This is a genomic window from Streptosporangium sp. OZ121 (assembly GCF_051918885.1).
Classification (GTDB): domain Bacteria; phylum Actinomycetota; class Actinomycetes; order Streptosporangiales; family Streptosporangiaceae; genus Streptosporangium.
In genome coordinates, this window is record NZ_JBPXMC010000057.1 from 1 (window position 1) to 18,024 (window position 18,024).

Genomic DNA, 18,024 nt, shown 5'->3' on the forward strand with positions numbered 1-18,024 from the left:
AGAACTCTGATGCGTACGTCAGACGGGTCACTGCACGCTCGGGCCTTGGCGGCCCTCCCGCTCCCGATTCCCCCGTCGCCTGAAGGCGACGGTCCCCTCGGGAGGAACTGATGGACGCCGAACCCGTAAGAACCGCCCGGCTCACGTTGGAGCCGCTGGCGGTGTACCACGCGGCCGAGATGGCCGAGGTGCTCGGCGATCCGGCCCTGCACGCCTTCATCGGCGGTGCGCCCGAGACCCCCGAGCAACTCCGCGACCGCTACGCCCGCCTGGTCGCCACCCCGCCACCGGGCCGGGAGGAGTCGTGGCTCAACTGGGTGATCCGCCTCGACGCCCCGGACGGCGGCTCGCACGGCTACTCGGACAACGACCCGAACCGGCCGGTCGACGGCCCGGACGGCGACTCGAACCGGCTGGTCGGCTACGTCCAGGCGACCGTCACCCGTGACCGCGCGGTCGTGGCCTGGGTCGTGGGAACCCCCTGGCAGGGCCGCGGCATCGCCGGGGAGGCGGCGGTCGCACTCGTCGCGTGGCTCAGGGAGCACGGCACGGCCACCATCGTCGCCACCATCCATCCCGACCACTCCGCCTCGTCGGCGGTGGCCCGCCGCGCGGGCCTGGTGCCGACCGGCGACAGGGTGGACGGCGAGGTCGTCTGGAGTTCCGTCCGGTTCCCGGGCCGGCCGTCGCCGGGACGCGTCTGAGTAGGGATGCTCAGGGGCGGCTGAGTGCGCGCGCCCTCCCCGCATTCCCTGACCTTCGAAATGCTCAGCCCATGAAATGGTGGATTTTCCTGGTCGGGCTCGTCGCCACGGTGGTCGCGGCGTGGCTGCTCGTGTACGCCCACGTCCCGCTCTCCGCGTTCCTGTCGCTCGGGCTCGGCGCGATCAGCCTCATCTGGCTGATCGTGCTCCTCACCCTGCCGTGGAACCTCTACTTCGGGGCACGCCAGGTGGTCCACGAGATCCACGTGTCCAGGGAGCGCGGCATCGAGGTGCCCGAGGGGCACGAGGCCGAGGCTCTGGAGATCGCCCGGCGGATGCGCCGGTTCGCCATCGGCGGCCACGTCGTCTCGGCGGCGCTCCTGGCGGTCATCACCTACTTCTCGGGCGCCTCGGTGGGCTACTACTTCGCCGGGTTCTACCTGCTGAGCACCGGTTTCCGCCCGGCGGGCGCCTACCTGTCGCACCTTCGCGAGCGGGTCACCACGTTGATGAGCGAGGCCCGCCACCCTCGCGAGGACATCGTCTCCCTCGTCGCCCGGGTGGACGGCCTGGCCGCCGAGGTGACCGCGCTGACGAAGGCGGCCGAGCGGCTCCGGGGCGTCACCGAGACGCTTGGTGCCGACCTGCGGAACGGCGACGAGGCCCTGGAGCGGCGGATCACCGGTCTCGCCCGGCGTTTCGAGGACACGGTTGACGGTCTCACCGACAACCACGAGGTCATCACCGGCCTCAAGGCCTTCCTGCGCCTCGTACGCGCCGACGCCCACGGTCACGGTCACGGTCACGCCTGACCGTCGCTCCTCGGTACGGCGGGAAGGTCCGCGGAAGCGGGAAGGTCCGCGTACGGCGGGAAGGGGGACTCTCAGCGGGGGACCAGCTCCTGTGACCCGCTGAGCTCCCGGGTGAACCAGGTGATGGTGCGGCGCAACCCCTCGATGACATCGATCTTCGGTCGCCAGCCCAGCGCGGAGGTGGCCAGGGAGATGTCGGGACGGCGGATCTCGGGGTCGTCGTCGGGGCGGCAGACGAACCGGATCGGTGATCCCGAGCCGGTCAGGTGGCGGACCGTCTCGGCCAGGGCCAACACGGTCAGCTCGGTGGGATTGCCGATGTTGACCGGGCCGGTGAGCTCGCCGCGGGCCAGGGCCACGATCCCCTCCACGGTGTCGTCGACGTAGCACACCGACCTGGTCTGCCCGCCGTCACCGGCCACCGTGATCGGCTCACCGCGCAGCGCCTGACGCACGAAGGTGGGAATGGCCCGGCCGTCGTAGGGCCGCATCCTGGGCCCGTAGGTGTTGAAGATCCTCACGATCGCGGTGTCGGTGCCATGACAGGTGCGGTACGCGGTGGTCAGGGCCTCGGCGAACCGTTTGGCCTCGTCGTAGACACTGCGCGGCCCGACCGGGTTGACGTTGCCCCAGTAGCTCTCGCGCTGCGGATGCTCCAGCGGATCCCCGTAGACCTCGCTGGTGGAGGCCAGCACCAGCCGGGCCTCCTTCTGCCTGGCCAGCCCCAGAACGTGCAACGTGCCCAGGCTGCCCGCCTTCAACGTCTCGATCGGATGACGCAGGTAGTCCACCGGCGAGGCCGCCGAGGCGAGGTGCAGCACCAGGTCCACCTCCCCCGGCACATGCACGAAACCGGTCACGTCACACTCCACCAGCCGGAAGGCCGGCAACCCCACCAGATGCTCGACGTTGCGCGGCGAACCGGTCAGGAAGTTGTCCAGGCAGACCACCTCCGCCCCTTCGGCCACCAGGCGCTCGCACAGATGCGAGCCCACGAACCCGGCCCCACCGGTCACCACGACCCGCCGCCCGTTCACCGCACGCCCACCTCCGTCAACCGCGCCGCGGCATCCAGGACATCCCAGACGCCGATCTCCAGCAATCCCGGATCGGGCTGGTACCCGTAGGGGTCGCCGAGGCCTCCGGTCCACAGGACGGTGTGCGGCCCCGTCTCGGGAGGCCCCCACCTGGCGGGCGAGACAGGCCCGAACAGCACCACGGAGGGAGTGACGAAGGCCGCCGCCAGATGGGCCACCCCGGTGTCGCCGCAGATCAGCAACCGGGCCCTCGCCATCAGCCCGGCCAGTTCGAGCGGGCCGGTGCGCCCGGCGAGCACGGACGTGGACGGCAGCCCGGCGAGCAACGCCACCCGCTCGGCGAGGTCCCGCTCCTTCTCGCTCCCGGTGATCACGATCTCGTGCCCGTTGTCCCGCAGCTCCGCGGCCACGAGCGCGAACCGCTCCGGCGGCCAGCGCCTGGCCGGGTACGCGGCTCCCGGGTGGACGACGACCGGCCGCGACCCCTCGTCACCGAGCCGGGGGCGCTCCAGTTCCAGGTCGGCGGGATCGGCCTCGATGCCGTACCAGCCGAGCAGGTCGCACCAGCGCCGCACCTCGTGCACGCCGTCCGGCCAGTCCGGTCCGTACGCGTCGGGGAAGGCCGGGTGCGTGTGGGTGAGCAACCGCGCCGGGCCGGTGCGGTGGAGCGCGGCGATGCTGTGCGGGCCGCCCCCGTGCAGGTTGACGGCGACGTCGACGCGACGGCCGAGCGGCGGTACGTGACCGGGTCCCGACACGTCGCACACCTCGTCCACCCCGCCGATCAGCGGCACCAGGGGCGCCAGCGCGGAGGGCGCGGCCAGCACGATCCGGTGGCCGGGGTGGGAGCGCCGCAGGGCGCGCAGCGCCGGTACCGCGGTGAGCAGGTCCCCCAGTCCCAGCCCGCGCAGCACCACCATGAGCGGCCGGTCCCCCGCGGGTTCCGCCACATCGACGCTCCGCCCTCCGGCGTCGGTGTCGCCGACGGTCTCGAGGGGGCTCGCGTGCTCCGGTACCAGGGGGACTCTCATGTGACTGCCTCTTTCACGAACGTCGGGGCGCTCCTCATGTGACGGCCTCTTTCACGAACGTCAGGTGGTCGACCGCCTCCACGACCCGCGTGCTCGGCACCGACGACAGGCAGGGGTGACCGGGGACCGGACAGGTGCCGGCCCGGGTCCCCCCGCAGGGAGCCCGCTGGTCGCCGAGGATCACGGTCGGCACCCCGTACGGCGCCCAGCGTCCGGCGGGGACCACGGGGGCGAACAGGCTGACGACCGGCGTGCCGACCGCGGCCGCGAGGTGGGCGGGACCGGCGTCGGCGACGACCACCGCGCACGCTCCCTCGAGCACCGCGGCGAGCTCGGGAAAGGTCGTCCTGCCGCCCAGGTCGACGACGGACCTTCCCGGACGCCCGCCCGGCCGCCCGCCGCGTGGGGCCGAGGGGTCGTCCGAGCCCCGGCCGCCCGTCGCGACGGACTGCCCGTCGACCCAGCCCTCGGTGAAGGTGGGCTCGTCGGCCTCCTTCCAGCCGCGCAGGCGGACGGGACCACCGCCCATCCAGCCGCCCGCGAAGAGGGGGCCGGGCGACAGGCCGTGCTGCCCGACGCCGGAGGCGATCCGCGCGGTGAGCGCCCGCTCGTCCTGGCCGCCGGTCACGACGACCCTGCGGCCTGAGCGGACCAGGTCGTGGACCGCGCGCGACCAGCTCTCCTCCGGCCACGCCCTGGCCGGGGCCGACACCCCGGGGTGCAGGACCACGTAGCCGGGCGGCCCGGTGAGGTGGCCGACGTCGGGCAGCGGGCGTCGTACGGCGAGGTTGCCCGGATCTCCCTTGGGGAGTTCGAATCCCGCCGCACCGGCGAGCCCGAGCATGCGCTCGGGCTCCGGCACGTCCACGTCCTCGTCGACGACGTGCCGCACGTCGAGCAGCGAGCCGGGGTAGTCGGCGGAGATCGCGGCGATCCTCAACGCGCCCGCGAGCCTGAACAGCAGGGCCAGCGGCAGCGGCGACTGGTGGTGCGAGGTGAGGATCAGTGCCTGCTCGGGGGCCACGTCCCGGACGATCCGCAGCAGCCTCAGGACGTGCGGGCCGGTCATGGGCGGCGCGGCCGGGTCGATCCACGGCGTGCGCCACTCCACCACCCGCGACACCCCGGGCAGCAGCTCGGCGGCGGCCCGGCCGTACGGCCCGGTCAGCAGCACGACCTCCCGCGCGCTCGCGGCCACCGCGCGGATCGCGGGCCCCGCCAGCAGGACGTCGCCCGCGTTGTCCACGCGGGCGACGAGAACGGTGCCGGTCATCACCGCTCCCCGGGTCGGGCCACGGCGGTGGTCTCCCCGTTGACCACGGGGACGGCCGACGGATCATGAAATATCGCGTTTTTTCCGAGAAATCTCATGGTGCTCGGCCTCTCGTTCGATATCTAATGACTACCGAGCGGAGCGGCCACACAAACCGAAAAATCGTATATAAGCGCAGTTGAGAGGGTTATGCGATTACTTTTATCGCTATAAGTAATCGTTCCCAGGATTAGCTGGTTCCCCGGCCGGGTAACGAGGCGGATCACCGCGACGGTGGATCTCCCCCACGAGACTGAAGCGCCCCCGAACGGGACCGGACGTCCCCTGACGGGACCGGACGCTCCCTGCCGACCGGACGGCCGGGATGACCCGGACGGCCCGATGACCAGACGGCCGGGAGGCCGGAGGCAGGGAGACCGGAGGCAGGGAGACCGGAGGCAGGGAGACCGGGGGCAGGGCTCAGGGAGCCGTACGGGACGGGGTGCCCAAAAGCCGGTCAGCCGGGGAGGAGATGGGCGTTGGGCTCGCGGGCACGGCCCGCCAGCTCGGGGATCTCCACCACGGTCACCCCGGCCGCCGCGAGTTCCTCGGCCCCGTGGCAGTCGACGAAGACCAGCGGCTCGCGCCAGGCCATCACCACGCGCCGGACGCCGCTGTCCAGGATCAGGCGGGTGCAGGTCCTGGGACGCGACCTGCGCGCGCTGCACGGCTCCAGGCTGCTGTAGACCGTGGCACCGGCCAGCCGGGGATCGTCCGGGGAGATCTTGCCGAGCGCCGACTCCTCCGCGTGGACGTGAGGATCGCCGCCCTCCCGCGAGTATCCCCGGGAGATCTCCTCGCCGCCGGCGGAGACGACCACGGCGCCGACCGAGAAGGCCGTCTCCGAGGGCGGGCACGACCTCGCCAGGTCGCACGCCAGCTCCAGCCAGTCGTGGTCGCTCATCCGGACCTCCTCAGCTCAGCGAATAGCGCAGGAGGGTGACGTCGCCCATCTTGCGGACCTCCGCCAGGTCCATCCTGCGGCGTCGGTCGCGGGGGAAGTCCCCGCCCAGCACGAAACGCGGGGCGGCGGGGTCGCCGACGAAGAACGGGGCGACGACGAGGTGGAGCTCGTCCACGAGGTCCTCCCGCAGGAAGCGCGTGTGGACGGAGGTGCCGCCCTCGACCATCAGGCGGCGCACTCCCCGCCCGTGCAGGTCCGAGAGGACGCGGCCGAGATCGACCGTGTCGCCGCCGTCGCCGCCGTCGCCCGGGGCACCGGCGTCGACCACCTCGGCGGCCCCGCCGAGACGGCCGGCGAGCTTCGCCACGGCCGCCGGCGCGGCGTACACGATCTTCTCCGCGTCACCGGCGGTGAAGAAGGCGGCGTTCGGGTCGAGGTCCCCGGTGACGGTCAGCGTCACCTTCGCCGGAGAGGGCGGCAGGCCGCGCGCGACCCGCTCCCGCCCGCGCTCCGGTGACCTGACCAGGAGCCGGGGATCGTCGCGGCGGACGGTGCCCGCCCCGACCAGGATCGCGTCACAGGTGGCGCGGACCGCGTCGACCCGGTCGAAGTCCTCGTCGTTGGAGAGCAGGAGCCGGTGCGGCGTGACGTCGTCGATGTATCCGTCGACGGACATCGCGCAGCTCAGCAGCACGTACGGGCGCTCGCCCACCCTCCACCTCCCCGGTCGGGCACCGGCCGATCGTAACAACCTCCCTCCCGTCCGCTCGCGGCGAGGCCCGCCCCCGGCGCGTCCCGCCCGGCGCGCTCCCGATCGGCCACGCGGCGGCGAACACGGAATGTCATCTGTACGTCAGCGGCAATTCCCCGATTGTTTACCCTCTGTTAACCTAAAACTGAAGCTTTCCAAATGAAGGGTCATAAATGCGTGTGAGCTCCCCGAGCCGTGGTCACGGGCGCTTTCCCGGCCCCCCGCGCCGTCTCCGAGGACCGGCCGGCCATCGCCTCCGCGACACCGGCGCCTCGTGCGCCCGCGCCGCCCACGCCTCGCACGCCCACACCACGCACACCACTCGCGCCACCCGCGCCACCCGCGCCGCCCGGGGCGAGGGAGAGGCGTGACGGCGAGCCACCCGGCACGCGAGTGCCGCGAGAGCGCGGGGCACGACCGGCGGTCCCCTCGCTGATGGGATGGACCCTGGCGTTCGCCGTCGTGGCGATCCTCTTCGTGCTGGCCAGCGGGGCCAACGACGGCGCCACCATCATCGGCCTCGGGCTCAGGTTCCCCCGCTCCCCCGGCTGGGCGGTCGCCGTGCTCCTGGTGTCCGTGCTCTTCGCCGTCCCGTACCTCCTGGGGGTCGCGGTCGCGCGCACGTTCACCGAGCGGCTGGCCGGGCTCGGGACGAGCGGCGGCGCGGCGGCGTTCCTGGTGGGAGTGGTGATCGCGGTGGCGGTGGTCGCGGTGCTGACCGGCAGGGGCCTGCCGACCAGCCTGACCCTCGCGGTGATCGGCGGCATCAGCGGCGCGGGACTCGGCGCCGGGCTCCCCGTGTCGTGGCGCGACCTGGGCACCGTCCTGGCGATCGGGGCCGGCGCGCCCGTGGCCGGGCTGGCCCTGGGCTACCTGCTGGGGGCCGTGTCGCACCGCGTGCCGTCCTACCGCCGCATGCCGCGGCTGGTGTTCACCACCCACCTGCTCGCCTACTCGGCCCAGTGCGTGGCGTACGCGGTGAACGACGGCCAGAAGATGATCGCGGTGGTGAGCGTGGCGATCGGGGTGAGCCGTGACGGGCTCGGCGGGGTGGGGCCCGTCGAGGTCCCGCCGGTGTGGATGGCCGCCCTGGTGGCGATCTTCCTCGCCGGCGCCCTGGCGAGCCTGATCCGCGTCGGAGGCCGGCTGGGCCGCGGGGTGGTCATCACCCGCCCGCTGCACATCGTCTCCGCCGAGGCCGCGGCCACCGGCGCCGTCCTCGGCAGTTCGGCCCTGGGAAGCCCGGTGAGCATGACCCAGTCGATCACCGCGGGGGTGGTCGGCGCGGCGACGAGCGAGGGAGCGAGGAGAGTGCGATGGCAGGGTGTCGTGAACGTGGGTACGGCGTGGCTGGTCACGCTGCCGTCGTCGATGGCGCTGGGCTGTCTCGGCGGTCTCGCGCTGAGGCTGACATGAAGCGCGCCAAGGGCAGGACCCGGAGGTTCGCGCGCGCCTGGGACGACCTGCGCGGCCGGTCGGGGCGGCGGATCGTCGGGCTGGTGAGGGACCAGGTCGCCATCGCGCGGGCGGGGGCCGAGCTGGCCCGCTCGGTCGCGTCCGGCGAGATCGAGCGGTCGGCTGCGCGTGCCCGGATGGCCGACGTGGAGCACGAGGGGGACGAGGCCAGGGCCGAGCTGGTACGGCTCCTGCGACGGGTGCTGGCGACCCCGATCGACAGGGAGGACCTGTTCAGGCTCTCCCGCTCGATCGACGACGTGCTGGACCAGCTGCGCGACCACGTACGCGAGATCGACCTGTTCGGGCCGGAGGACCTGCGGTTCGCGGCCGAACCGCTGCAGGCGGTGATCGACGGTCTCGACGAGCTGGAGGGCGCCGTGCTGAAGATGATCGACGCCCCGGCCTCGGTCACCGTGGCCGTGCTGGCCACGCGCAAGGCGTGCAGCCGCGTCCGCCAGCTCTATCAGGCCCGGCTCGCCGAGCTGTTCGCCGGGCCGCTGGACATGGACACCCTGCGCAGGCGCGAGCTGCTGTCGCGGCTCGACGCGGTGGGCCGCCGGCTCGGCGAGGCCGCCGACGCGCTCGCGGACGCGATGCTCAAGCGGAGCCACTGAGGGCGTCCTGGGGCCGTTCGCGCGGGGGCGCAGGGACGACGAGACGGCGGGCCGGGAACTCCCCCGCGGCCGGATTCGTCATTCACCATGCGGCGTCCATCCTGTGACGTCCCCGACGCTGAGAGGCATCTCCCGTGCGTGGCTCATTCTTCGGAAACCTTGACCAGGACCGGCTCCCCGACCATTTCGCCCTGCAGAACGCCAAGATGCTGCGGGTGCGGCTGGGCGGGGAGGTGCTGGCCCGACAGGGGGCGATGGTCGCCTTCCAGGGGCAGATGGACTTCGACTACGAGGGCGCGGGGAGCGTCGGCCGCTTCCTGAAGAAGATGGTCAGCGGGGAGGGCGCGCCGCTGATGCGGGTCCGCGGGCAGGGCGTGATCTTCTTCGCCGACAACGCCACTGACGTGCACCTGTTCTACCTGGAGAACGAGGCGCTCACCGTCAACGGCACCAACCTGCTGGCCTTCGACCCGCAGCTCACCTGGGACATCCAGCGCGTCCAGGGCGCGGGCGTCGCCGCCGGCGGCCTGTTCAACACCACGCTCAAGGGCACCGGCTGGGTGGCGGTCACCGCGCACGGCGCCCCCGTGCTCCTCGACGCGGCCCAGGCGCCGACCTTCGCCGACGGCCAGTCCGCGGTGTGCTGGAGCGCGGGGTTGCACGTGGGCGTCAACCGCACGATGAAGGCGGGGGCGCTGATCGGGCGAGGCAGCGGCGAGGCCCTGCAGCTCGCGTTCCGGGGAGAAGGCTTCGTCCTCGTCCAGGCGAGCGAGGGCCCGATCGTCCCCCAGTCCGGCGGCTGACCCCGGTGGTCACGGCCTGACCTGGATGAGCCCGTGGGCGCCGGTGGTCAGCCAGGGGCGGCCGGTGGCCTCCAGGGCCTTGACCACGTCGCCGTCCAGGCCGACCGCGACCTCCGACTTCAGGGTGCGCAGCGCCGCGACCGGACCGGGGAAGTACGCGGTGGCCTCGGCGAACGGGGTGGTGTGCGGCCAGGCCCTGTCGCCGACCAGACGGCGGTAGTTCAGGTCACCCTTCATGATCGTCAGTGACGCGGACGCGAAGTCCTCCCGCATGCCGACCGGCATCTCGCGGTAGGGCAGGGGCGCGCAGGAGAAGGCGTGCGCTCGGACGAGCAGCCGTCCCGACCCGAGCGCCGCCCGCAGCCGTCCCGCGGCCTGTGCCGCCTCGCCGCCCGCGGCCGACATGCGCCGCAGGCAGGCCAGGACGTCGGCCGGGGTGGCGTCGGACACGTAGTACGGCAGCGGCTTGACGTGCAGGACGACCTCGCCCGTTCCCCGGGCGTGCAGCAGGTGGTCGATCAGGACGAGGTCGGGCAGCAGCTCGCTCCCGGCGTTGTCGGCGACGAGGCAGATCCGCGCGACACCCCCGTGACCGGCCTCGTCATCGGGAACGCCGGATACGCCAGATACGCCAGATACGCCGGATACGCCGGAGACACTGAAGGCGCCGGCAGCCCCGGGACCGCCGAGAACACCGGGAGCACCGGAAACACCGCGAACGCCGGAGGCACCGGGAAAGCCGGCCCCCTCGCCGCCGATCAGCGACCACAGGAGCGCGCTGTCGTCGGCCACCAGCCCGGATTCGCGGCCGGCGAGCTCGGGGCCGGCCGCGACCCGGAACACGAGGTCGGCCCGGTTGCCCCACAGCGCCCTCAGGGTCAGCGTCCGGGCCAGCTCGGCGGGGGGCAGGGCGGCCAGGGCGTCGAGCTCGCGCAACTCCTCGTCGACGGCCTCGCCGGACAGCTCGGCCTGCTTGAAGGGCTCGAACGGGTCGACGCCCTGCCACGCGCCGGGGCCGAAGTAGCCGACCGCGGACAGGAGCTTGCGGTAGAAGTAACTCTCCGCCCACAGGAACGGCGCGTCGTCCCACCGCCGCCCGATGTGGCCCCGGTCCCAGCTCTCCCACAGGTCGCGGTCGTGCGCGGAGCCCTCCAGCGGTTCGATGACCCCCTCGATCTCCTCGAGCAGCAGGTCGAGGGCCCGGTTCACCCGGATGTCGTACGGCGTGGCGGCCCGGACCTTCTCGATCAGGGCGGGGTGCCGTTCATGGAGGACCCGCCACGGATAGGAACCGGGGACATCGCTCAGGAACTCCGGCGGATCGCAGGGCGCCGAGGGCACTCCGGACAGCTGCCGGGCATCACCGTCTGCCATTTCCGACTCCTTTTTTGACGCAGGACGACTCTTGTTATGAAATATGTTTAGCTAGAGCGAACAGGCGGTCACGCCGCTTGACGGAGGGAGCCGTAGGTGGGCACATCGGAGCGTCGCAGCGGTGAGGAGCTGGACCGCCACGACGCCGTCGGAGCCCGGATGCGGCAGTTCCGCAAGGAGCGCGGTCTGACACTACGCGGTCTCGCCACTCACTCCGGGCTCTCGATCGGGTTTCTCTCGCAGGTCGAGAGGGGTATCTCCTCCATCGGCCTGACCGCGCTCAACAGCGTGGCCACCGCTCTCGACCGCAGCGTGGCGGAGTTCTTCAACGACGTACCGCCCGCGGAGGAGACCGAGGAGGAGCGCGCCCCGGCCTCCCAGCTGCCGAGCCACTTCACGCTCACCCGCTCGGCGACGGCCGCCACCGAGTACATCTCGGGCCAGCAGACCTACCGCATGCTCTCGGCCAGGGGTCCGAACCTGGTGCTCGAACCGCTGCTGGTGCACATCGCGCCCGGCGGCAAGCGCGAGAACTCCTACGGTCACGCCGGGGAGGAGTTCGCCTTCGTGCTGGAGGGCGAGCTCCTGTACGAGGTCGACGGCGTCGAGCACCGGCTGCACCCGGGCGACAGCGTCCACCTGAGGTCGACCGTCCCGCACAGCATGTTCAACGACACCGACCGGGTCACCACGGTCGTGTCCGTGGTGACCCCCCGGCTGTTCTGACCTCCACCCGCCGGGGCGGCGGAGACGGCCCGCGGCGGCGCGGGGTGGATCGGTGACTGCGCCGAACGGTCGATGACGGCGCGGGGGCGGCCACCGACGGCGTGGAGCGATCAGTGACGGCGCAGGGCGCGGGCCGCCAGCGCGACCGCGGCCAGCGCGCCGAGCGCCCCGGCGGCGACCGCGCCGCGCCGGCGGGAGACGCGCCGCTGGATCTCAGCGTACGGCACCGTGCTGAACGACACGAGCTCGTAGCGGGAGACGTAGAAACCGGGCAGCAGCCGTTCCAGGCCGTGCTCGACGCGCTTGCGCAGCAGGAACGACCGGGAGGCGACCTTGTCGCGCATCTCGACGAAGTTCTCCAGCGCGAGCTCGGCGATGGTGTCGGCGTGCTCCTTGCGGCGGGCCCCGTACATGGCGAGGGCCCGGGGAAAGTCGTCGCCGGTCTCCTCCAGGCAGCGGTCGAGCTCCACGCAGTCCTCGAAGCCGCAGTTGGCGCCCTGGCCGTAGAAGGGGACGATGGCGTGGGCCGCGTCGCCGAGCAGGCCGACCACCGCTCCGGCGGTGCCGCGTACGTGCCAGGGGCGGGCCCGCATGGTCACCAGGTGCCCGATCGGGTTGTGGGCGTAGTCCCCGGCGAGGTCGGGCATGAGGGCACGGGCGTCGGCGTAGTTGGCGGCGAAGAACTCCTCGAACCGCTCCGCGGTGTCCAGCTCCGCGAAGCTGCCCGGACCCGACTTGGGCCAGAACAGCGTGCAGGTGAAGGACCTGTCCGGGTTGGGCAGGGCGATCATCATGGCCTTGCCGCGCGGCCAGATGTGCAGCGCGCCCGGGTCGAGGGCGAACCCGCCGTCGCGCGCCGGGATCGTCAGCTCCTTGTAGCCGTAGTCGAGATACTCCTGGCTGAAGTCGAAGCCGGGAAGGAACTGCAGCCGTCCCCGTACCGCGCTGTAGGCGCCGTCGGCGGCGAGCACGACCGGGGCGGCACGGGTGACGGGCCCGCCGGGCGTGTCGAAGTCCATCCGGCCCGAGTCGACGTCGAGCCCGGTCAGCCGGTGCTCGAAGAGGGCACGGACCCCGGGCATGCCGAGGGCCGCGTCCAGCAGGGTGCGGTTGAGCTCCGAGCGGCTGATGGAGTTGATCGCCCGCCGCCCTCCCGCGCTGTACGGCTGGAAGCCGAGCGTGCCGTCGGGGGCGTGCGTCATCCGGCCGGACATCGGCAGCGCGGCCTTCAGCACGGTCTCGTCCAGCCCGATCCGGCGCAGCGCGTCGATCCCCCGCTCGGAGATCGCCAGGTTGATCGAGCGCCCGCGCTCGGGGGCGGCCCCGCGCGGGTCGGGCCTGCGCTCGTACAGGGTGACCTCGTAGCCTCGGCGGGCCAGGTAGCAGGCCGTCAGGCAGCCGACCAGCCCGGCGCCGACCACGGCGACCTCGCCGGGTGAACTCATGCCGGTCTCACCTCCCCGGCGAGCGCGTCGGCCGCCCGCCAGCAGTCGTGGAACGTGGAGTACATGGGCACGGGGGCGAACCGGATGACGTCCGGGCGCCGCACGTCGGCGAGGACACCGTGGACCTCGTGCAACCGGGCGGCCAGGTCGGCGACACCGCCGGCGCCGTCCCCGGTCACCCGGAGGGAGAGCTGGGCTCCGCGCCTGGCCGGGTCGGCGGGCGTGACGATCTCCAGCGGGCGGTCGCGGGCCACCTCGGTGAGCAGCCGTTCCAGGTAGCCGGTGAGCGCCAGGCTCCGCTCCCGCAGCGCCGCCATCCCGGTCTCGGCGAACATCCGCAGCGAGACCCGGACCGGGGCCATGGCGAGGATCGGCGGGTTGGAGATCTGCCAGGCGTCGGCGGTGGGGACGGGGACGAGTTCGGGCCGCATCTCGAAGCGGGTCGCCTGCTCGGTGCTCCACCACCCGGCCAGCCGGGGCAGCTTCGGGTCGGTCACGTGGCGCCGGTGCACGAAGCAGCCGGCGACCGCGCCGGGACCGGCGTTGAGGTACTTGTACGAGCACCAGGCCGCGAAGTCCACGTCCCAGTCGTGCAGCGCGAGCGGCACGTTCCCCGCGGCGTGCGCGAGGTCCCAGCCGACGATGCACCCGGCCGCGTGCCCGGCGGCGGTGACGGCGGGCATGTCGAGGAACTCGCCGGTCAGGTAGTTGACCCCGCCGAGGAGCACGAGCGCCACCCGGTGCCCCTCGCGGGCCAGGTAGTCCGTGATGTCGGCGGTGCGCAGGCAGTCCTCGCCCTCGCGGGGGCGCAGGCGGACCACCGTCTCGTCGGGGTCGAGGCCGTGGTGCACGGCCTGGCTGCGCACCGCGTAACTGTCGGAGGAGAAGGCGTGGTCCTCGATGACGATGCGGGTGCGCTCGCCCGCCGGACGGTAGAAGGTCGCCATCATCAGGTGCAGGTTGACCGTGAGGGAGTTCATCACCACGGTCTCGTCGGGGAACGCGCCCACCAGGGCGGCGGCGTCCTCGCGCAGCTCGGCGTGGTAGGGCAGCCAGGGGTGTGCCGCCCGGTGGTGTCCCTCGACCGCGTGCAGGGCCCAGTCGTCCAGCTCGGCGGAGATCGCGGCGCGGGCGGCACGGGGCTGGAGGCCGAGCGAGTTGCCCGCGAAGTAGGCGACCTCGGGGTAACGGCAGGAGGCGGGGGCGGGCGGGACGAGGAACTCCGCGCGGCGGCACACCGGCTTCCCGGTGCCCCCGGCCTGCTCGGCGTACTCGGCGTCGGCGGCCAGCGCCTCCCCCTCGCCGGGGCCGCCGGGGCTTCCGGGACCGCCGGAACCGTCATGTCCGCCCAGGTCGCGGCGCGGGCCACCGGCCGGGTCACCACGCGGGTCACTGCGCGGGTCACCACGCGGGTCACGGAGGCCGCCGGGACGTCCCGTCCTCGCGGCCGTCACGCCGACACCTCGATCGCCGGGCCTCCGGCGCGCTCATTCGTCACGTCGTCTCCTCCTCCCCTCTTATGTTCACCCATACTGAACTGAGGTGAAATTAGCGGCGCGCGACGATTCCGGCCGCACGCTTTGCGGACGGAAGGTTCTCCGGGCATCCGGTTTCGAGATGACGGAGCGTCACCCCGGAGGGTGGCGTCTCACGCTCGGTCAACGCGTTGTCGCCACCTTCTTCGGGGAAAGGTCCAGCGACGGCAGTACCTCGGCGCCCAGCAGCTCCACGCCGCCGTCGTCGGTGAGACCGTGCGGCGTACCGAACTCCACCCGGTGCGCGCCCGCGTCGAGGAGGGCCTGGGCCTGCGCGGCGACCTGCTCCGGGGTGCCGGAGAAGGCGAACAGGTCGAGCAGGTCGCCGGGGATCAGCCGCCCGGCGTCCTCGTCCCTCCCCGCGCCGACCAGTTCCTTGACCCGGCCGAGCAGGTCGGCGGGGATCTCCACGGTCGGATCGAGGTCGGCGACCACCGCGAGGTACATGGCGACCTCGGCGCGCGCCCTGGCGCGGGCCGCGGCGCCGTCGGCGTCCACGACGGTCACCGCGCCCAGGACGACGCCGATCTCGCGAGGGTCGCGCCCGGCCGCCACCGCCCCGGCCGCGACCCGCTCGCGGATCACCCCGACCATCGCCGGGTTCGCGCTGCCGCCCACCTTGATCTCGTCGGCGACCCGCCCGGCCAGCGCCGCCCCTCGCGGGCCCCAGGCGCCGAGGAGCAACGGCGGCCGGGCCCGGTGCACGGGGTAGCGCAGCCGGGTGCCGGGCGCGAGACGGAACATCTCCCCCTCGTACCCGCCGGTGTCACCGGCCAGCAGCCGGTAGACCACCTCGGCGGCCTCCGCCAGCGCGGTCAGCGGCCTGGGCTGGGCGATGCCCACCGCGCCGAGCCAGGTGCCGCGCGCCAGGCCCAGGTAGGCGCGGCCGTGCGAGGCCAGGTCGAGGGCGGCGAGCTGCCCGGCGATCTCGTACGGTGCCGTCGAGTACGGGTTGAGGCAGGCCGCGCCGAGCCGCACCCTCTCGGTGGCGGCGGCCATCTCCAGCAGGGGAAAGATCGGCGGCTGGTACATCAGGTCGCCGAACACGCTCAGCACGTCGAAGCCGTGCTCCTCGGCGCGGCGCGCGAGCCGCGCGTAGTCACCGGCCCGCTTGTCGCTCTGCAGGCCGAGACCGATCTCAGCGGCCGTCATCGCGAACCCCCGGCCCGGCGGCCGGCGCGGCCCCCTCAGGTCGGCGCTCATCGCGAACCCCCGGCCCGGCGGTGGTCATCGCGGTCCCCCTCGGTCGGTCGTCATCGCGAGCCCCTTCAGGTCAGGTCGGCGGAGTTCATCCGGCGGCGGCGGGTCCGCTCCACCCGCATCACCAGCCGCTCCTCCGGGTCGGGGCAGGCGAACAGGGTGTCCCGCGCCAGCCAGTCGCCCTCGGCGAGGTCGCGCTGCTTGGCGGCGAGGAAGGGCAGCACCGAGGCGAGCGCGTAGACGCAGAAGTGCTCCCCGTCGGGGAGCCGCAGGTGGGCACTGTTCTCCAGCGTGAAGCGGTCACCCACCTCCATCCCGCAGACGGATCTGCCCTCGATGCGGTCGACCACCACCCGCAGGTCGTACAGCTCCATGTCGCCGTCGCCGTTCCCGCCGATGTCGTCCATGCCGGTTCCTCCCTCGGGCCGTCCAGGCCGTGATCCTCGCTGTCGTACGGCGTGCGGCCCGGCCGGTGGGGGTACCGCCTCCGGCTCGGCGTCCGCGCGGGCGGCCGGCCTCCGGTCACGAGGTGAGCAGTTCGGAGTGGTGGTGCACGATGAGCCAGTCGCCGTCGACGCGGCGCAGCACGTCGGTCACCCGGCTGCGCCGCGCGGGCCCGCCCGGCGGTTCGGCGACGAGCACGTAGCGGGCGACGCCGGTGTCGTCCCACACGTCGATCCGCTTGTCCTCGGCCGCCAGCCGGTCGAGGCGGGGGCGGGCGCCCGAGCCGTCCCTGTCGTCGCGGTAGGCGTCGAGCTCCGCCCGGGTCCGCAGCGGTCCCGGCAGGTGCGTCTCCCAGGTGGTGACCTCGGCGTGCAGGTGCCCGTCGAACCGGCGGCGGTCCGCCGCGAGGAACGCGTCGTACATGTCGTCGATGCCCGCCGCGATCAGGTCGGCGTCCGCGCCGGAGGCGGTGTTCACGGTTTCTCCCATCCCGACCGGTCGTCGCGGACGACCCGGCCGCCCTTCATCACCCAGCGGACCCCGCGGAAGGCCGAGGTGTCCGCGAGCGGGTCCGCGTCCATCGCGATGAGGTCCGCGTACTTGCCGACCTCGACGGTGCCGAGATCGGCGTCGGCGCCGAGCCAGCGCACCGGGCCGAGCGTGCCGGCGTGGAGCGCCGCCGCCGGGCCGAGGCCGCCCTCGGACATGCACTCCAGCTCGCGTACCGAGGCGTTGGTCCCCTCGAAGTCCCAGAACGGCGGCATGTCGCTGCCCAGCAGGACGTCCACCCCCGCGTCGAGGGCCATGGCGTAGCTCTCCAGGTGCCGGGGTCCGGCGCCGAGCGAGCGGCACTGCATCCACTCCGGCACCCCGAGCTCGTCGAAGAACTCCTTGCAGCGGGTGACGAGCAGTGTCGGCACCAGGGACGTACCGCGTTCGGCCATCCTCTTCGCGACCTCGGGGGTGAGCTGGTAGCCGTGCTCCACGCAGTCGAGGCCCAGCTCGACGGCCTCGGCGATCACCGCCGCCGGGCCCGCGTGCGCGGTGACCTTGCGGCCCCAGGCGTGCGCGGTCTGCAGCGCCGCCGCCAGCTCGTCGGAGAACAGTTGCGGGGTGTCGATCCTCTCGTGCTCCCCGGCGATCCCGCCCGAGATCATGATCTTGATGAGGTCGGCGCCCGCCTTGACCTGGCTGCGCACCCCGCGCCGGAACCCGTCGGCGCCGTCGCACTCCAGGGTGTCGCTCCCCTCGTGCCCGTGGCCGCCGGTGCACACCAGGGCGCGACCGGCGGTGAAGATGCGCGGGCCGATCGCCCGGCCCGACTCGATCGCCCGGCGCAGCGCGAAGTCGGCGTGGTCCTTCTCGGCCACGCACCGCACCGTGGTGACCCCGCAGCGCAGGGTGCGCCGGGCGCCGTCGGCCATGTAGAGGGCGAGCTCGTGCGCCGTCATGTTCTTCACGCTGTCGCCTCCCCTGCCGGGGAGCGACAGGGACAGGTGGGTGTGCATGTTGACCAGGCCGGGGGTGACGTGCGCGCCGTCGAGGTCGATCGGGTGGGCGTCGCCCGTCCGCTCCAGGATCTCCTCGCGGGGGCCCACGGCCGCGATCCGGTCGCCCCGGATCCACACCGCCGCGTCGGCGATCCGCCCTTCGTCACTCGCCGCTCCGGCCGCCGCCGTACGGCTCCCCGGGGCCGCACCGGGAACACCGCAGGCGCGGGCGTCGGTGACGGTGCAGTTCACGAGGACCACGTCGTTGACCGCGCCGTTCATCGGGCCGCCCCGATCCCGTAGGTGCGGCGGGCCGCGTCGGGGGAGACGTAGCCCTCGGCGACGTCGCGGCGCACCAGCTCGGGATCGCGCTCGCGCGGATCG

The 18,024-nt window shown here is 73.1% G+C and carries 18 protein-coding genes; 6 read left to right on the forward strand and 12 right to left on the reverse strand.

The features are described from left to right. The first annotated feature begins 110 nt into the window (after window positions 1-110). Together ACTOQ1_RS42265 and ACTOQ1_RS42270 are read left to right on the forward strand one after the other, a co-directional pair. Complete coding sequence (locus ACTOQ1_RS42265) at window positions 111-704, forward strand: GNAT family N-acetyltransferase (RefSeq protein ID WP_440074142.1); 594 nt, start codon at window positions 111-113, stop codon at window positions 702-704. Window positions 705-775: 71 nt separating this feature from the next. Next, window positions 776-1,516 (forward strand): hypothetical protein, encoded by a 741-nt coding sequence (locus ACTOQ1_RS42270; RefSeq protein WP_440074143.1) that lies wholly within the window; start codon window positions 776-778, stop codon window positions 1,514-1,516. A gap of 71 nt (window positions 1,517-1,587) precedes the next feature. On the opposite strand, the gene ACTOQ1_RS42275 is transcribed toward ACTOQ1_RS42270, so the two are convergent. From ACTOQ1_RS42275 to ACTOQ1_RS42295, 5 genes are all read right to left on the reverse strand, one after another. After that, window positions 1,588-2,553, reverse strand: a complete 966-nt coding sequence (locus ACTOQ1_RS42275; protein ID WP_440074144.1) for a UDP-glucuronic acid decarboxylase family protein — start codon at window positions 2,551-2,553, stop codon at window positions 1,588-1,590. Continuing rightward, a complete protein-coding gene (locus ACTOQ1_RS42280; RefSeq protein WP_440074145.1) occupies window positions 2,550-3,584 on the reverse strand; it encodes a glycosyltransferase family 9 protein in 1,035 nt (344 codons plus the stop codon). The genes ACTOQ1_RS42275 and ACTOQ1_RS42280 overlap by 4 nt, the downstream gene beginning before the upstream one ends. A gap of 34 nt (window positions 3,585-3,618) precedes the next feature. Then, a complete protein-coding gene (locus ACTOQ1_RS42285) occupies window positions 3,619-4,857 on the reverse strand; it encodes a glycosyltransferase family 9 protein (RefSeq protein ID WP_440074147.1) in 1,239 nt (412 codons plus the stop codon). 496 nt (window positions 4,858-5,353) lie between these two features. Then, window positions 5,354-5,800 (reverse strand): dCMP deaminase, encoded by a 447-nt coding sequence (locus ACTOQ1_RS42290; protein WP_440074148.1) that lies wholly within the window; start codon window positions 5,798-5,800, stop codon window positions 5,354-5,356. A gap of 10 nt (window positions 5,801-5,810) precedes the next feature. Further along, the gene (locus tag ACTOQ1_RS42295) at window positions 5,811-6,512 is read right to left on the reverse strand and encodes a RibD family protein (RefSeq protein WP_440074150.1); all 702 of its coding nucleotides are present in this window, start codon (window positions 6,510-6,512) and stop codon (window positions 5,811-5,813) included. A gap of 474 nt (window positions 6,513-6,986) precedes the next feature. On the opposite strand from ACTOQ1_RS42295, the gene ACTOQ1_RS42300 reads away from it, so the two are divergent. The 3 genes from ACTOQ1_RS42300 to ACTOQ1_RS42310 all read left to right on the forward strand — a co-directional run bounded on the left by ACTOQ1_RS42300 (window position 6,987) and on the right by ACTOQ1_RS42310 (window position 9,426). Further along, entirely contained in the window at window positions 6,987-7,967 is a 981-nt protein-coding gene (locus ACTOQ1_RS42300) for an anion permease (protein ID WP_440074152.1), read from the forward strand. After that, window positions 7,964-8,623 (forward strand): DUF47 domain-containing protein, encoded by a 660-nt coding sequence (locus tag ACTOQ1_RS42305; RefSeq protein WP_440074153.1) that lies wholly within the window; start codon window positions 7,964-7,966, stop codon window positions 8,621-8,623. Before ACTOQ1_RS42300 ends, ACTOQ1_RS42305 begins: the two co-directional genes overlap by 4 nt. Before the next feature lie 134 nt (window positions 8,624-8,757). Further along, complete coding sequence (locus tag ACTOQ1_RS42310; protein ID WP_440074154.1) at window positions 8,758-9,426, forward strand: AIM24 family protein; 669 nt, start codon at window positions 8,758-8,760, stop codon at window positions 9,424-9,426. Between the two features lie 9 nt (window positions 9,427-9,435). On the opposite strand, the gene ACTOQ1_RS42315 is transcribed toward ACTOQ1_RS42310, so the two are convergent. Then, window positions 9,436-10,800 (reverse strand): damage-control phosphatase ARMT1 family protein, encoded by a 1,365-nt coding sequence (locus ACTOQ1_RS42315; protein WP_440074155.1) that lies wholly within the window; start codon window positions 10,798-10,800, stop codon window positions 9,436-9,438. Between the two features lie 96 nt (window positions 10,801-10,896). Here ACTOQ1_RS42315 and ACTOQ1_RS42320 point away from each other — a divergent pair, with 96 nt between their 5' ends. Beyond that, window positions 10,897-11,526, forward strand: coding sequence for a helix-turn-helix domain-containing protein (locus tag ACTOQ1_RS42320; protein WP_440074157.1), 630 nt, complete (start codon window positions 10,897-10,899; stop codon window positions 11,524-11,526). 110 nt (window positions 11,527-11,636) lie between these two features. Here ACTOQ1_RS42320 and ACTOQ1_RS42325 read toward each other — a convergent pair whose 3' ends face one another. From ACTOQ1_RS42325 to ACTOQ1_RS42350, 6 genes are all read right to left on the reverse strand, one after another. Beyond that, the gene (locus ACTOQ1_RS42325; protein ID WP_440074158.1) at window positions 11,637-12,971 is read right to left on the reverse strand and encodes an FAD-dependent oxidoreductase; all 1,335 of its coding nucleotides are present in this window, start codon (window positions 12,969-12,971) and stop codon (window positions 11,637-11,639) included. Further along, window positions 12,968-14,425, reverse strand: a complete 1,458-nt coding sequence (gene kynU / locus ACTOQ1_RS42330) for a kynureninase (RefSeq protein ID WP_440074160.1) — start codon at window positions 14,423-14,425, stop codon at window positions 12,968-12,970. The genes ACTOQ1_RS42325 and kynU overlap by 4 nt, the downstream gene beginning before the upstream one ends. Before the next feature lie 204 nt (window positions 14,426-14,629). Then, window positions 14,630-15,709: an LLM class flavin-dependent oxidoreductase gene (locus ACTOQ1_RS42335; protein WP_440074162.1), complete on the reverse strand. Its 1,080-nt coding sequence runs from the start codon at window positions 15,707-15,709 to the stop codon at window positions 14,630-14,632. A gap of 65 nt (window positions 15,710-15,774) precedes the next feature. Then, the gene (locus tag ACTOQ1_RS42340; protein WP_440074164.1) at window positions 15,775-16,113 is read right to left on the reverse strand and encodes a TIGR04076 family protein; all 339 of its coding nucleotides are present in this window, start codon (window positions 16,111-16,113) and stop codon (window positions 15,775-15,777) included. 115 nt (window positions 16,114-16,228) lie between these two features. Further along, window positions 16,229-16,627 (reverse strand): DUF4440 domain-containing protein, encoded by a 399-nt coding sequence (locus ACTOQ1_RS42345; RefSeq protein WP_440074167.1) that lies wholly within the window; start codon window positions 16,625-16,627, stop codon window positions 16,229-16,231. After that, window positions 16,624-17,922 carry an amidohydrolase family protein gene (locus ACTOQ1_RS42350; RefSeq protein ID WP_440074168.1) on the reverse strand — a complete coding sequence of 433 codons (1,299 nt, stop codon included), beginning with the start codon at window positions 17,920-17,922 and terminating at the stop codon, window positions 16,624-16,626. Before ACTOQ1_RS42350 ends, ACTOQ1_RS42345 begins: the two co-directional genes overlap by 4 nt. Between the last annotated feature and the right edge of the window lie 102 nt (window positions 17,923-18,024).

What these genes read in the sequence shown, in the direction of transcription:
- ACTOQ1_RS42265 (WP_440074142.1), top strand. Translation starts at nt 111, where the DNA reads ATGGACGCCGAACCCGTAAGAACCGCCCGGCTCACGTTGGAGCCGCTG.
- ACTOQ1_RS42270 (WP_440074143.1), top strand. Translation starts at nt 776, where the DNA reads ATGAAATGGTGGATTTTCCTGGTCGGGCTCGTCGCCACGGTGGTCGCG.
- ACTOQ1_RS42280 (WP_440074145.1), bottom strand. Translation starts at nt 3,584, where the DNA reads ATGAGAGTCCCCCTGGTACCGGAGCACGCGAGCCCCCTCGAGACCGTC.
- ACTOQ1_RS42285 (WP_440074147.1), bottom strand. Translation starts at nt 4,857, where the DNA reads ATGACCGGCACCGTTCTCGTCGCCCGCGTGGACAACGCGGGCGACGTC.
- ACTOQ1_RS42290 (WP_440074148.1), bottom strand. Translation starts at nt 5,800, where the DNA reads ATGAGCGACCACGACTGGCTGGAGCTGGCGTGCGACCTGGCGAGGTCG.
- ACTOQ1_RS42300 (WP_440074152.1), top strand. Translation starts at nt 6,987, where the DNA reads ATGGGATGGACCCTGGCGTTCGCCGTCGTGGCGATCCTCTTCGTGCTG.
- ACTOQ1_RS42305 (WP_440074153.1), top strand. Translation starts at nt 7,964, where the DNA reads ATGAAGCGCGCCAAGGGCAGGACCCGGAGGTTCGCGCGCGCCTGGGAC.
- ACTOQ1_RS42315 (WP_440074155.1), bottom strand. Translation starts at nt 10,800, where the DNA reads ATGGCAGACGGTGATGCCCGGCAGCTGTCCGGAGTGCCCTCGGCGCCC.
- ACTOQ1_RS42325 (WP_440074158.1), bottom strand. Translation starts at nt 12,971, where the DNA reads ATGAGTTCACCCGGCGAGGTCGCCGTGGTCGGCGCCGGGCTGGTCGGC.
- ACTOQ1_RS42335 (WP_440074162.1), bottom strand. Translation starts at nt 15,709, where the DNA reads ATGAGCGCCGACCTGAGGGGGCCGCGCCGGCCGCCGGGCCGGGGGTTC.
- ACTOQ1_RS42340 (WP_440074164.1), bottom strand. Translation starts at nt 16,113, where the DNA reads ATGGACGACATCGGCGGGAACGGCGACGGCGACATGGAGCTGTACGAC.
- ACTOQ1_RS42350 (WP_440074168.1), bottom strand. Translation starts at nt 17,922, where the DNA reads ATGAACGGCGCGGTCAACGACGTGGTCCTCGTGAACTGCACCGTCACC.